12 protein-coding genes are annotated in these 14280 nt (G+C 46.4%); 5 read left to right on the forward strand and 7 right to left on the reverse strand.

Translation table 11 applies throughout. The annotated features are described in order from the left end of the window. Window positions 1-54: 54 nt before the first annotated feature. From AB4623_RS16710 to ftnA, 3 genes are all read right to left on the reverse strand, one after another. Window positions 55-1248, reverse strand: a complete 1194-nt coding sequence (locus AB4623_RS16710) for an NAD(P)/FAD-dependent oxidoreductase (protein ID WP_372146900.1) — start codon at window positions 1246-1248, stop codon at window positions 55-57. 249 nt (window positions 1249-1497) lie between these two features. Beyond that, entirely contained in the window at window positions 1498-1821 is a 324-nt protein-coding gene (gene uspB / locus AB4623_RS16715) for a universal stress protein UspB (protein ID WP_009848060.1), read from the reverse strand. Window positions 1822-1889: 68 nt separating this feature from the next. After that, window positions 1890-2417 carry a non-heme ferritin gene (gene ftnA, locus AB4623_RS16720; RefSeq protein ID WP_017070096.1) on the reverse strand — a complete coding sequence of 176 codons (528 nt, stop codon included), beginning with the start codon at window positions 2415-2417 and terminating at the stop codon, window positions 1890-1892. A 189-nt stretch (window positions 2418-2606) separates the two neighbouring features. On the opposite strand from ftnA, the gene uspA reads away from it, so the two are divergent. Then, window positions 2607-3041: a universal stress protein UspA gene (uspA, locus tag AB4623_RS16725; RefSeq protein ID WP_017060149.1), complete on the forward strand. Its 435-nt coding sequence runs from the start codon at window positions 2607-2609 to the stop codon at window positions 3039-3041. Window positions 3042-3093: 52 nt separating this feature from the next. Then, the gene (locus AB4623_RS16730) at window positions 3094-3972 is read left to right on the forward strand and encodes a carboxylate/amino acid/amine transporter (protein ID WP_017060148.1); all 879 of its coding nucleotides are present in this window, start codon (window positions 3094-3096) and stop codon (window positions 3970-3972) included. 112 nt (window positions 3973-4084) lie between these two features. Here the strand turns inward: AB4623_RS16730 and AB4623_RS16735 are convergent, their stop codons facing one another. The 3 genes from AB4623_RS16735 to AB4623_RS16745 all read right to left on the reverse strand — a co-directional run bounded on the left by AB4623_RS16735 (window position 4085) and on the right by AB4623_RS16745 (window position 8831). Then, a complete protein-coding gene (locus tag AB4623_RS16735; RefSeq protein WP_017060147.1) occupies window positions 4085-4675 on the reverse strand; it encodes a hypothetical protein in 591 nt (196 codons plus the stop codon). 141 nt (window positions 4676-4816) lie between these two features. Then, window positions 4817-5596, reverse strand: a complete 780-nt coding sequence (locus AB4623_RS16740) for a class I SAM-dependent methyltransferase (protein ID WP_017060146.1) — start codon at window positions 5594-5596, stop codon at window positions 4817-4819. 112 nt (window positions 5597-5708) lie between these two features. Next, window positions 5709-8831: an EAL domain-containing protein gene (locus AB4623_RS16745; protein WP_372146902.1), complete on the reverse strand. Its 3123-nt coding sequence runs from the start codon at window positions 8829-8831 to the stop codon at window positions 5709-5711. A 126-nt stretch (window positions 8832-8957) separates the two neighbouring features. Here AB4623_RS16745 and asnC point away from each other — a divergent pair, with 126 nt between their 5' ends. Further along, window positions 8958-9422, forward strand: coding sequence for a transcriptional regulator AsnC (gene asnC, locus AB4623_RS16750; RefSeq protein ID WP_008218581.1), 465 nt, complete (start codon window positions 8958-8960; stop codon window positions 9420-9422). Between the two features lie 91 nt (window positions 9423-9513). Here asnC and prlC read toward each other — a convergent pair whose 3' ends face one another. After that, window positions 9514-11556 carry an oligopeptidase A gene (prlC, locus tag AB4623_RS16755; RefSeq protein WP_171732313.1) on the reverse strand — a complete coding sequence of 681 codons (2043 nt, stop codon included), beginning with the start codon at window positions 11554-11556 and terminating at the stop codon, window positions 9514-9516. Window positions 11557-11836: 280 nt separating this feature from the next. Here prlC and AB4623_RS16760 point away from each other — a divergent pair, with 280 nt between their 5' ends. Both AB4623_RS16760 and gorA read left to right on the forward strand, forming a co-directional pair. Then, window positions 11837-12676 (forward strand): 23S rRNA (adenine(2030)-N(6))-methyltransferase RlmJ, encoded by an 840-nt coding sequence (locus tag AB4623_RS16760; RefSeq protein WP_372132826.1) that lies wholly within the window; start codon window positions 11837-11839, stop codon window positions 12674-12676. Window positions 12677-12863: 187 nt separating this feature from the next. After that, entirely contained in the window at window positions 12864-14219 is a 1356-nt protein-coding gene (gene gorA, locus AB4623_RS16765; RefSeq protein ID WP_132763866.1) for a glutathione-disulfide reductase, read from the forward strand. The last annotated feature ends 61 nt before the right edge of the window (window positions 14220-14280 follow it).

The raw sequence follows: 14280 nt of genomic DNA on the forward strand, positions 1-14280 counted from the left end.
TCCTATGACTCGCCATTTTTATGTAATTTAAAATCTAATGGATAGGCTCAAAGCTTAAACCCACTGGCCTGCTGCAAAGCCAGAGCTCCAGCACCATTGGAAGTTATATCCTCCTAACCAACCTGTTACGTCCATTACTTCACCGATGAAGTAGAGGCCAGAAACCGTCTTACATTCCATGGTTTTTGAAGATAGGTGATTGGTGTCCACGCCACCTAGAGTTACTTCGGCAGTACGGTAACCTTCGGTGCCGTTTGGCGCGATTTTCCAGTTTTCTAGGTGATCTACGATGTCGTTCAGCTGTTTTTCATTGAACTGCTTGAGCGGCTTGTCTTCCAGCTCTTTGCGGTCAATCAACACTTCCACAAAACGCTTCGGCAGTGCTTTCGCCAAGGTGTTTTTCAGGCTCTGATTTGGGTGCTTCTCGCGAGAGTTAGCCAGCAGTTCAGCCACATCGACTTCAGGTACTAGATTAATCGAAACCGACTGACCCGCTTTCCAGAAAGAAGAAATTTGCAGAACTGAAGGACCCGATAGGCCGCGGTGAGTAAACAGCAACGCTTCTTTGAACAAGGTTCCGTCTTGCGCGGTGATCTCAGCAGGAATCGCGATTCCTGAAAGCTCAGCGAAATCTTCTTTATCTTCTTTATGCAGAGTAAATGGTACTAAGCCTGCGGTAGTTGGCATCACAGACAAACCAAATTGCTCGGCAATCTTGTAGCCAAATGGCGTTGCGCCCAGCTTAGGCATCGACAAACCACCTGTCGCCACAACCAGTGAGTCACACTCAACTTCGTCGGTATTGAGGTGCATCTTGAAGCCAGCGTCTGTTTTTTCGATGGAGTGAACATCACAACGGTAGCGTTGTTCGACTTTCGCCTGCTTACACTCGTCAAGCAGCATGCTCACGATATCTTTTGCTGTGTGGTCATTCACACAGAACAACTGGCCGTGATCACGCTCTTCGAACTCAATACCGTACTTGCTCACCATCGAGATAAAATCCCAGTTGGTGTATTGAGATAAAGCTGACTTCACGAAGTGAGGGTTGTTACACAGGAAGTTGTTGGCTGAAACATCATAGTTAGTGAAGTTACAACGACCGCCACCTGAGATTAAAATTTTTCTGCCTGGTTTCTTTGCATGATCAACCACCAGCACTCGTCGGCCACGTTTACCAGCTTCCGCAGCACACATTAAGCCTGCGGCGCCCGCACCAATTACGATTACATCAAATTTTTCACTCATGTGGTTCTGCTTTTCTTCACTTTTGCAGCCCGAGTACACCCTGTTCTCGAAATGCCATCAATAAAAAAGGATGTGCATAAACAGCACATCCTTACTAATTGCTCGCTATTTTAGCGGCAATTTTAAACTTTGCAATTGATGTTCAATTGTACAATTAGCAGACAGCAGCAAAACCACTACTTAACTTAGCGAACCAACAACCGAAGCTTCACACCAGAACCTAAGCTCTACTTCACACGTACTAAAAACTCAGACGATGAAAGAAGACAGCAAGGTTACACCTAGCAGAGCGGAAGAGAGTATGAATAACTGTCTTACGCGATCGCACTTCGAAGTAAAAACTTCGTCATGATGATGGTGATACTCTTTGCTTTTGATGTAACTGAACAGGCGAACCTGTTTGGTCATATTGCCATGGGTTGTGAAAAAACCGCCTCCGTCTACTTGTTGATAAAGTAGAGGATGCGCTTCTCGCATAATATAAATGAGCGTTCTTAGCGCAGTAAAATAACGCGCCCAGTTCACGCAAGTCACAACCATTAGTGCAAATAGAATAGTGTCGCCGCTGATCATCCTTTCCTCCCTACATCTTCATAAGAAAACTCAAAAGAAAAAGATAATCAGTGTCTTTTTCGTACTACCTAAACGGCAGGAGCTTCCATAATTGAAGATGAACCATCTTTTGCCAATTGCGCTAGGTCTTTATCAATAAAGAACAGTGCTTTACCGTCTTCACCAACAAGTTCTAGCTTATCCAATACACCTTTAAACAACTTCTCTTCTTCGTGTTGCTCTGCAACGTACCATTGCAGGAAGTTAAAGGTTGAGTAGTCTTGTGTGCTGAAAGCAACGTGAGCCAGTTTGTTGATCTTTTCAGTAATCATCTGCTCATGTTCATAAGTTTCACGGAACACTGCACCAAGGCTTTCGAATTCGTGTTTCGGTGCTTCAATCGAACCCAGAATTGGCATTGCACCTGTTTCGCTTACGTAAGTGAAAAGACGCTGCATATGTTCCATTTCTTCTACTGCATGAACACGCAGAAACTCTGCTGCACCTTCAAATCCTTTGTCTTCACACCAAGCACTCATTTGTAAGTATAGATTGGATGAGAAAAATTCTAGGTTAATTTGATCATTCAGTTGCTCAACCATAGTTTTTGACAGCATTTAAGACTCCTAATTACATCCTCAATTTTCTCTACTATATCACTATTTAATGAATATCTCGCAGGCCATTAGTTAACCAATATTTCGAGCTGTCATTACGCAAGACAGTGGATATGAGATCACTTCAGCAAAAAAAGCCATCGCATAGTGCTAATCTTAAATCAGACAATGAATAAAGGAGGTAGCGATATGAGTTACAAACATATTTTGGTCGCGGTCGATTTATCAGAAGACAGCAAATTAATTGTGGATAAAGCGGTAGCATTGGCTAAGCCATTGGAAGCCAAAGTCTCTTTTATCCATATCGATATTAACTACGCAGAGCTGTATACCGGCCTGATTGATATCAACATGGCCGAAACCCAGCACAACGCGATGGAAGCGTCTCGTATTCAGCTGCAAAATTTTGCGGAGCACGCCCAATACCCGATCACCCATACCCTAGTAGGCAGTGGTGATTTGAGTCATGAGCTGTGTGACACCATCAACGAGTTCAATGTTGATCTCGTGGTTTGCGGTCACCATCAAGACTTTTGGAGCAAGCTGCTCTCTTCAACACGCCAACTGATCAACGCCTCTCCGGTTGATATGCTGGTCGTGCCTCTAAGAGATTCAGAAGACTAATGATTTAAGGTTAGGTAACATACAGCTCATATCTTATTAACGAAGTTTTACTATGAGCTATTTAGCTGGTGTTACCCTCCTATGGGCCTTCTCCTTTAGCCTGATCGGCGTTTACCTTGCGGGTCAGGTTGATTCTTGGTTCTCTGTTTTAATGCGTGTTGCCCTTGCCGGCGTCGTATTTCTTCCTTTCCTAAAGTTTCGCGGCGTATCGCGTAAGCTGATCGCTAAATTGATGGCAATTGGTGGTATCCAGCTTGGCCTGATGTACTGCTTCTACTATCAATCTTTCTTACTGCTATCCGTTCCTGAAGTCCTTTTGTTTACCGTTTTTACCCCAATTTACGTCACGCTTATTTATGATTTCCTCAAAGGGCAATTCTCTCCGTGGTACTTAGTGACTGCGGCAATTGCGGTATTGGGCGCGGTATTCATTAAATTTGCAGGCATCAATGAGAACTTTTTAGTTGGCTTCCTCGTCGTGCAAGGCGCGAACCTGTGCTTTGCTATTGGTCAGGTGGGCTACAAGGTAGTGATGGAGAAGGAATCGACTGAATTACCTCAGCGAACCGTATTTGGTTACTTCTACTTAGGGGCGCTATGTGTCGCGTCAGTGGCTTTCATGCTACTAGGCAACCCAGAGAAACTGCCCACCACCACACTTCAATGGGGAATCCTGATCTACCTTGGCTTGATTGCGTCGGGGCTGGGTTACTTTATGTGGAATAAAGGCGCGTGCATGGTGAATGCTGGCGCGCTGGCAGTGATGAACAATGCCTTGGTTCCTGCTGGTCTGGTGGTGAATATCCTGATTTGGAACAGAGATGTCGATTTGGTTCGCTTGTCTATTGGTGGCGCCGTTATCTTATTCTCTTTATTCGTCAATGAGACGTGGGTGAAGAAGCGCGTAGCAAGATCCGCAAGCAACGCTTAGCTGATTTGAACGAGCTACATGAGTCAGCTCGGATAACCCCAAAAAGCAAAAGAGCGACCTAAGGTCGCTCTTTTTAAATCATCGCTGTAGCAATAAACCATTCAAATCAACTTCAGTGGATTTGATTGTGGCTCACTACCTGAGTCTTGGTTTCAGTGAAGGCAACATCATCAAGTTGTAGGTTGATTCGTTCCAATTCACTTTCCAGCTTCTGACTTTTCTTAAACAGCTTTTGCTGCTTCTTAATCATCTTCGCCAGTTTCTTATTGTACTTCTCTTGTTTCTTAGCCGCTTTCTTCGCTTGTTTGAGTTCAGCTTTCTCATCACCGCTCGCCTTCGCCATCAGTTTTTTCAGCTTGGCTTTTTTCTGTGCGGCTTCTTTTTTGGCAAGCTCAGGGGCCATATCAGCGGCGGCTGGATCGAACATTTGTACGCTCGGTTCAATTGCCTCGTTGATTTCCGCAAGCGACAGTTCTGGTGCAGGTAATGTTTCCGCTAGCAGGCCGCATGCGACTTTCTCTTCAACGGGTTTGTTTTGACAACCAAGAGGTGGAATTGCGGTGGGTTTGCATAGATTAGCTTGATCCGCCGAAGAACGCGCGCAAGAACGACACACGAACTTAGGTTCAGTCACCAAGCTGTGGATCTCGCCCAAGTGTTCGGTGATATCTCGACGGTTTAACTTACAAAAGCGTTTAGCCATGCTTCAACTCCAGCTAAGAATAATAATGATTCTTAGTTAGATATACATCTGTAACGCGACTATCGCAAGTGTTAAATGGCAATTTATCGTATTTATGACGGGAAATTTTCTTAGCGTGTATCTAAGTTATTGATGCTTCAATTAAGTCATTGATGCTTTCACATAGACGTCAAAACGGTTCTTTTTGGTTTCGATCGCCATGCTCGGTTTTTGCTCGTCTAACCAAGCTGCGTAATCCGGTCTTTTAACCACAACTCGCTTCGATGCCAACTTCATCGCTGGCTCAAATAGGCCATCAGCATCCAGATCGGCACCCACCAAAGATTGGAATACGCGCATCTCTTTTTTGACCAGAGCCGATTTCTTTTTGTTCTCTGGGTGTGGGTACATTGGGTCGAGGTACACCACGTCTGGCTGTTCGAAGTCAGGATCGTTGCTGAGCTTATCCAACGCATCGTGACTGGATGCGTGAATCAGCTTCATACGCTCACTTACCCAACCACCGATGTCTGGGTCTTGTTGCGCTCGCTGCAAGCCATCATCAAGCAGTGCAGCCACAACGGGGTGACGCTCGACCATTTGCACCTTACAACCTAGAGAAGCCAACACAAACGCATCGCGCCCTAAGCCTGCAGTACCATCAAGAATAGTTGGCGTTGCGCCTTTGTTTAAACCAGCTGCTTTGGCAATCGCCTGACCTTTACCACCGCCAAACTTACGTCGGTGACCAACAGCGCCTCCCACTAAATCAACAAAGATAGCGCCAAGCTTAGGCTCATCGACTTTACGTAGCTCAAGTCGCTCACTAGTCAGTACCAAAGCAAAATCACTGCTTTCATCATGAGATAAGTTCCAGCGGGTCGCTAAGTCATTCAAATGATCGATTTGGGTAGCATCTTCGCAAATCAGTTGTAGTTGCAAGGTCGTCTCCAACAGACAGTAGTATTCAAAACAAAAGAGGCAACCAGTTTACCTGATTGCCTCAACAATACATATTAGCGGTGAAAAGTATTCCCAGCTAAAGTCGGCTTACCTAAACCAATGGCTCTGTCTCTCGCTCTTGTCTTAACTCTTCAACAAGCTCTGCGAGTGGCTTAGGTCGCCCTATGATGTAGCCCTGCGCGTAGTTCACACCCAGTTCGATAAGCTTGTCGATAATCTGGGTATTTTCAACGAACTCAGCCACGGTGTGCTTGCCCATCTGCTTGGCAAGATCATTGATCGAGCGAACCATCACATGGTCCATCTCATTCACATCAATATCACGTACAAACAAGCCATCGATCTTCACAATATCGACAGGCAGCTTTTTCAGATAGCCAAATGACGATAGCCCTGAGCCAAAATCATCCAATGCAATCATGCAGCCAAGCTCTTTGATTCGAGTGAAGAACTTGATCGCCTGCTTCATGTTACTCATGGCCGCTGTTTCGGTGATCTCTAAACAAATCTTATGACACGGTATCGATGAATCGCTCAGGCTATCTATCAAAAATTCGACAAACTCACGGTTACCCATCGAGTGACCGGAAAGATTGATTGAACACATCCCCAGTTCCTCAATAACCTCAGGGCGTTGCTCCAACCAACCCAAGGTTTGACTGACGACTTGGCGGTCAATCAAATGCGCGATGTTATAACGCTCTGAGGCTGGCATGAAGATCCCCGGGGAGATGTATTCCCCTTGGATGTTCTTGATGCGGACCAAGATTTCAAAGTGCATTTTATCGCTGTCTTCATCTAGGCCAAGAATTCGCTGCGCAAACAACTCTAAGCGATCGTTAGCCAAGGCCTCATGCACTAGGTTAACGCACTCCATCTCAAGATGGCGACGACGCAGGTCTTCATCATCTTGATGGTAAAGATGATAGCGATTGCGACCTTCTTCTTTAGCGGCATGACAAGCTGCATCCGACTGAGCGTGCACCATCTGTGGTGAAGCTGCTGTATGGTCGATCAATCGAATACCGATAGAGCACGTCAGGTTGAGTCGAATATCATCCCACAAGAATGGATTCTCACTCATCATCGAGATAATACTGCGACACACATTCACCGCATCTCGTTCAGTACAGTCTTTCATCAGCACAGCAAACTCATCACCACCCATTCGCGCTAACACCGCATTGTAAGGCAGTACGTCTTCTAGCAGTTTGGCGCTAAACAAGATCGCAGCATCACCCGCTTCATGTCCTGCGGTATCGTTCAGCACTTTCAGCTGATCCAAATCTAGGAACAACATTGCGTGAGTTCGCATGTGGCTCTCAACCTCTTTCAGCGCCTTTTGCAGCTCTTGCTCAAAGTGGTTGCGGTTAAAGGTGTCAGTCAGTAGGTCATAGCGAGCCTGATACTCTAGCTTTTCAGAAAGCTCGTGCGTTTCGGTGATGTCTTCACCCACAATCAACAGCTGATCAGACTCCACCAACGGGCGGATATTTTCACGAATCCAGCTCTTGCTGCCGTCGGCATGGCGATATTCGATATCACGACGCCACACACCACGAATCTTATGCTGAGGTTGCAGCAAGATATGGCGAGGAATCATCGCGTTCTCATCAACATAGAATTCTCTAGGGCGATGGCCCAACAACTGATCGAGAGGGTATCCCAAAAGCTCTTCGGCAAACTGGTTCACTTGTTGAATGCGATTATTGCCATCGAGCGTAATCATCATCACCGGCTGTTTGTCGTAATACAGCTTCAAGTTTGCTTCACGTTGGAACAGCTTATTCTCAGCAAGCTTACGTGAGGTCACGTCGCGCGCCTCAAAGAGAAACTGAATGTCTTCGTCTTCACTGCCCGGCATCGGCTTCAATGAAATATCCAACACCATCGCACCGCGATCTCGACACCACACCTCGGCTTCAAATCGTAAGGCTGGGTGCTCACTTTTTGCGATGAAATATTCGGCTAGCACTTCTCGCGCAGAACTTTCCCAATGTTGGTGTTGTTGCAGCGGCGTTCCCAGTTTATAGCCTTGATTATAAAGCAGCTCATGTAACTTGCTGTTACTCGACAGCAGCACGCCACCCTTATCAATGATGCCCATAAATTGCAGGCTCTGATCAAATATCGACTCCAACAGTCGTTGGCTTTGGCGACTTGCACGTTCGCTCTTCTTCAGACGGTTAAGGTAATACACCAACACCGCGATAACACACGACATGCTCAAGAACATTAAACCGATGGTGCGAATTTCATCGCGATAGCGCATTAAGAATGACTTCGGCTTATTGAGGAAGGTTACTGAGGCTTCATTCTCTGCACCCAAATCCCAACGTGAGATCTGTTGGTAATCGAGTTTGATTTCTGGCGCGCCAGCAACCACCAATGGCAATGGAGCCTTAGGATTGTTCAGCACGCTCAACAGCACGCGCCCCGTGTCTCGACCTTGCGTTTCTCCACTGTGGATCACGCCACCAATCGCACCAAACCCAAGTCCTAAATCATGCACAATATACAATGGCATCTGAGTTTTTTTGTTGAGCTGACGCCAGTCTTCTTTGCTGCTGACCCGACCATTGATGTCGCGGTAGTAGGCCCAGAACAACAAGCTTTTAGTTAGATCAGCGCGTTGCGCGAACGTCATCAGTTCTTGATAAGAATCAGGCGTATATTGCTCCACCATCCCAGAAAACTCAGGGCGTTTTTGTAGAAATAAATCCACTTGAGCGCGAATAGCTTCACCCGTTACCGAGTGATCGGTAACCACGTAAACTTTTTTAACCGTCGATTGAAGTCGATTGATCAGCTCAATATTGCTCGCCATATCAATATCTTCAGTGATACCGGTTGCGTGCAAGCCTTCAATCATTTGCGGAGAAAAATTGTTGATGCCACCAAAAATAACGGGCGTGCCATTGAGTTCGGGCGCTAAGCGTTTCATCAGATTGAGGGCGTTATTATCACTGACGACTACAGCGGCAAACTCTTCATGCGACAGCTTAGTGCGGTATAGCTGATAAATTCGCTCTAAGTATTCAGCGTTTTGAGTTCGCTTGGTATCGAGATAAACAACCCGGTAAGATAACCCATCGCGATCGAGCTCATCAGATAGTCCTTTATGGAAATCATCTGTCCAGAAAAAGCCTTGATGATAAGAGTGAATAACCAACACATCTTTTGCCTGAGCTGAAGCAAAAACACTCCAACACATCACAATAAAAAATAACGAAAATCGCACTGAATTCACCCTAACCCTATAGTTACTGCTAATATTATCACCCTTGGCTATGATGTGTACTCAAGCCGGTATGTTTTTCATTCAACCTAAGGATTATGCATGTCCACAACCACAGCTCGTCTAGATGATCTAGACCGTGCCATTCTCAAAACCTTGATGGAAGATGCACGAACTCCTTACGCTGAAATGGCAAAGCAGTTCGATGTCAGCCCTGCGACGATTCACGTTCGCATCGAAAAGATGAGATCGGCAGACATTATCGAGCGAACGGAAGTTGTGGTAAACACCAAAAAACTGGGTTACGACGTGTGTTGCTTTATTGGCATCAACCTTAATGCTGCCAAAGATTACCACTCGGCGATCGCTAAGCTGAATGCCTTAGACGAAGTGGTTGAGGCGTACTACACCACTGGTGCTTACAATATCTTTGTAAAGCTGATGTGTAAGTCGATAGAAGAGCTGCAGTTTGTATTGATCGATAAGCTGCAAGCGATCGATGAAGTTCAGTCGACAGAGACACTGATTTCATTGCAGAACCCTATCAACCGCAATGTGAATCCATAACATTGATTCGCCTTGCTTGGCATAACGCACAGACAAAAAAAGAGCCTCTAACTAGAGGCTCTTTTCGCAATAAACTAGATAGTTACCGTGATTATGCGTTGATTCCCGCGTGGCGCAGCATTGCGTCGATTTGTGGCTCACGACCACGGAAGCGTTTGAACAGCTCCATTGGCTCTTCACTGCCACCCATTTCAAGGATGTTGTTCAGGAAGCGATTACCCGTTTCAGTATTGAAGATACCCTCTTCTTCAAATGCTGAGAACGCATCTGCCGATAGCACTTCTGCCCACAGGTAGCTGTAGTAGCCCGCGCTGTAACCACCAGCAAAGATATGACCAAAGCTGTGTGAGAAACGGTTCCAATCTAGGCTTGGCAGTACCGACACCTTAGACTTAACATCCGCTAGCGTTTCTAGTACGCGAGCACCCACTTCAGGGTCGTATTCTGTGTGTAGCGTGAAATCGAACAAACCAAGCTCTAGCTGACGCAGGATAAACATCGCAGATTGGAAGTTCTTCGCCGCTAGCATCTTCTCTAGCATCTCTTTTGGTAGCGCTTCACCCGTTTCGAAGTGACCAGAGATGAACGACAGCGCTTCTTCTTCCCAACACCAGTTTTCTAGGAACTGACTTGGTAGCTCAACCGCATCCCAAGGCACACCATTGATACCCGCAACTGCGCCCGCTTCTACTTGCGTTAGCATGTGGTGGATACCGTGACCGAATTCGTGGAACAAGGTCACCACTTCATCGTGAGTAAACAGTGCTGGCTTATCACCAACTGGCTTATTGAAGTTACACGTTAGGTAAGCAACCGGGGTCTGTAGCTCGCCAGATTCGGTAATGCGACGACCACGACAGTCATCCATCCAAGCGCCACCACGTTTGTGTTCACGTGCGTATAGATCTAGGTAGAAGCTACCACGCAGTGTTCCAGTCGCATCAAAGATATCAAAGAAACGCACTGACTCATGCCAAGTGTCTACGCCTTGACGCTCTGTTACCGACATACCAAACACACGGTTAAGCACCTCAAACAGGCCTGAAACCACATTCGATTCAGGGAAGTATGGGCGAAGCTCTTCATCAGAGATCTCGAACAGGTTCTGCTTCTGCTTTTCGCTGTAGTAAGCGATGTCCCATAGGTTTAGCTCAGAAACACCAAACTCTTTCTCTGCAAACTGACGCAGCTCTTCAACTTCACGCTCACCTTGTGGTTTTGCTTTTACTGCTAGGTCGTTCAGGAAGCCAAGAACCTGATCTGGCGTCTCAGCCATCTTAGTCGACAGTGATTTTTCGCTGTAAGTACTGAAACCAAGCATGCGCGCGATCTCGTGGCGCAGCTTAAGTTGCTCGGTGATGATCTCAGTGTTGTCCCACTTACCTGCGTTTGGACCGCGATCTGAAGCGCGCGTTACGTACGCTTCATAAAGCTCTTTACGCAGTTCTTGGTTATCACAGTAGGTCATCACAGGTAGGTATGATGGGATATCTAAAGTCAGTAGGTAGCCTTCTTGCTCTTTAGACTCAGCCGCCGCTTGAGCTGCCGCCAGTGCTGATTCAGGCATACCTGCCAGCTCAGCTACGTCTGTGATCTGCTTGCTCCAACCCATGGTTGCATCAAGCACGTTATTTGAGAATTGAGAGCCTAACTCAGACTGGCGCTTGCTGATCTCGCCGTAACGATGCTGTTCATCTGCAGGTAAGCCAATGCCCGACAATTCAAAGTCGCGCAGTGCGTCGGTAATAGTTTTTTGTTGAGCTCGGTTCAGTGCAGAGAATGCTTCACTCGCCTTGATCGCTTTATACGCTTCGAACAAGCCTTTGTGTTGGCCAACCCAAGTGCCGTATTCAGATAGCACAGGTAAGCAGCTCTCATACGCTTCACGCAGTTCGTCACTGTTCACGACAGAGTTCATATGGCTTACAGGTGACCAAATGCGACCTAAACGATCATCCACTTCTTCAATTGGAGCAACTAGATTGTCCCAGCTTGGCGAAGTATTACCTTCAAGTACTTGTTCTATCTTGTTGCGACACGCTTCAATCACTTGCTCAACCGCTGGCTTAACGTGCTCAGGTTTGATTTGTGAAAACGGAGGTAAGTCCGTGAAGGTTAATAGCGGATTAGACATATAAACATTCCTTTGGCTTTAGAGACTTTGGTCTTTTTTATAATGAGGTCGTCTTACAGTCATCAGGCTCAGGTTCGCCCTAAAAAAATCACCTGCGAATAGTTATTAAATAGTGCCCAATAAGGCAAATTTCAATAGTAGAACCAATAACTAACCACATATTGCGAACGACTGCTCCTGAATTGTTCGAGAATTTATGGTCCATTGAGGGTTATAATGGTCTGATTAACCCCACCTACACTAACCACACTCTAAATCGAGAGTGTTACGAGAGTTTAATTTGTTAAGTTATCGCCACAGCTTCCACGCAGGTAACCATGCCGACGTAGTAAAGCATATCGTACAGAGCCTTATTCTTAATTCTTTGAAACAGAAGGATAAGCCTTTTGTTTACCATGACACTCACTCTGGTGTAGGTCGTTACGACTTAACGCATGAATGGTCTGAAAAAACCGGTGAATACAAACAAGGTATTGCACGCGTGTGGGAGCAAAAAGACCTTCCTGAAGACATTCAAAGCTACCTTGAGTCTATCTCAACGCTAAACAACGGCGACAAGCTGCGCTACTACCCAGGTTCACCACGTGTTGCACGTGCCCACCTGCGCGACCAAGACCGTATGGTACTGACCGAGCTTCACCCAGCCGATCACCCGCTGCTTGAGCAAGAATTCCACCGTGATCGTCAGGTATCTATCTACAAAGAAGATGGGTTTAAGCGCTTAAAAGGCAGCCTGCCACCAAAAGAACGTCGTGGTTTAGTACTGATCGACCCACCTTATGAGCTGGCAAAAGAGTATCGTGATGTCGTGACAGCAATCGCTCAAAGCCATAAGCGTTGGGCAACCGGTATCTACGCAATTTGGTACCCGGTAGTAAACCGTTGTGACATCGAAGACATGATCGAAGGCCTTGAAGGCTTAGGCATCAACAAGATTCTACAAATCGAACTTGGCGTATCACCAGACACCAACGAGCGTGGTATGACAGCATCAGGCATGATCGTGATTAACCCGCCTTGGAAGTTAGAAAGCCAAATGAAAGAGATTCTTCCATTCTTGAAGGAAGCAATTGCGCCGGCGACCGGTCATTTCAAAGTAGAGTGGATCGTACCCGAGTAATCTCGAATCCATATCATAGACTGAAGAATCTTCAACAGACTGTGATGTGGACGAATAAATTTTAAACAGGGAGATTGAGTTCAACCGATCTGCCCTCAATATAATAATTAGACAATTTAAGAATCTATAGGACGTAGGTATCCGGTGCTCTCACTGTGACTACAACCTTCAATAAATGGAGAAAGTAATGGCGACTCATTTTGATTACATCTGTATCGGCGGCGGTTCAGGCGGCATCGCATCAGCAAACCGCGCAGCAATGCACGGTGCAAAAGTTGCACTTATCGAAGCTCAAGACCTTGGTGGTACTTGTGTAAACGTTGGTTGTGTTCCTAAAAAGGTAATGTGGCACGGCGCTCAAGTTGCTGAAGCGATCAATCTATACTCTGAAGATTACGGCTTCGACGTTGACGTAAAAGGCTTCAACTGGAGCAAATTGGTAGAAAACCGCCAAGCGTACATTGGTCGTATCCACCAATCTTACGATCGCGTACTGGGTAACAACAAAGTAAACGTAATCAAAGGCTTTGCTAAGTTCGTTGACGAGAAGACGGTTGAGGTGAATGGTGAACACTACACTGCAGATCACATCCTGATCGCGGTAGGTGGTCGTCCAACCATTCCAAACATCCCAGGCGCAGAGTACGGCATCGACTCAAACGGTTTCTTCGACCTAATGGAGCAACCTAAACGTGTTGCTGTTATCGGCGCAGGCTACATCGCAGTAGAAATCGCAGGCGTACTAAGCGCACTTGGCACAGAAACACACCTATTCTGTCGTAAAGAATCACCACTTCGTAGCTTCGACCCAATGATCATCGAGACATTGGTTGAAGTAATGGAAGCGGAAGGTCCAACACTTCACACGCACTCTGTGCCTAAAGAAGTAGTGAAAGAAGCGGACGGCACGCTGACTCTACACCTAGAAAATGGCAACACTCAAAACGTTGACCACCTAATCTGGGCTATCGGCCGTCACCCAGCGACTGATGCTATCAACCTTGCATCAACTGGCGTTGAGACAAACGACCGTGGCTACATCAAGGTAGACGAATTCCAAGCGACTAACGTTCCTGGCATCTACTGTGTTGGTGACATCATGGAAGGCGGTATCGAGCTAACACCTGTAGCAGTTAAAGCAGGTCGTCAGCTTTCTGAGCGTCTATTCAACGGTCAAACTAACGCGAAAATGGACTACAACCTAGTCCCTACTGTTGTATTCAGCCACCCACCTATCGGCACTATTGGTCTAACGACTCAAGAAGCAGAAGAGCAATACGGCAAAGACAACATCAAAGTTTACACATCTGGCTTCACTGCGATGTACACAGCAGTCACCAAGCACCGTCAACCTTGTAAGATGAAGCTAGTATGTGCTGGCGAAGAAGAGACTGTCGTTGGCCTACACGGCATCGGTTTCACTGTTGATGAAATGATTCAAGGCTTCGGCGTTGCAATGAAGATGGGCGCAACCAAAGCAGACTTCGACTCTGTTGTGGCGATTCACCCAACGGGCAGCGAAGAATTCGTAACTATGCGTTAATCAACACCTTTAGTTGATACTTTTAAAAAGCAGCCCTTGGGACTAATGCCGTTCACTTAAG

The organism is Vibrio sp. 10N.222.52.C12 (genome assembly GCF_041474215.1).
GTDB classification, from domain to species: domain Bacteria; phylum Pseudomonadota; class Gammaproteobacteria; order Enterobacterales; family Vibrionaceae; genus Vibrio; species Vibrio crassostreae_C.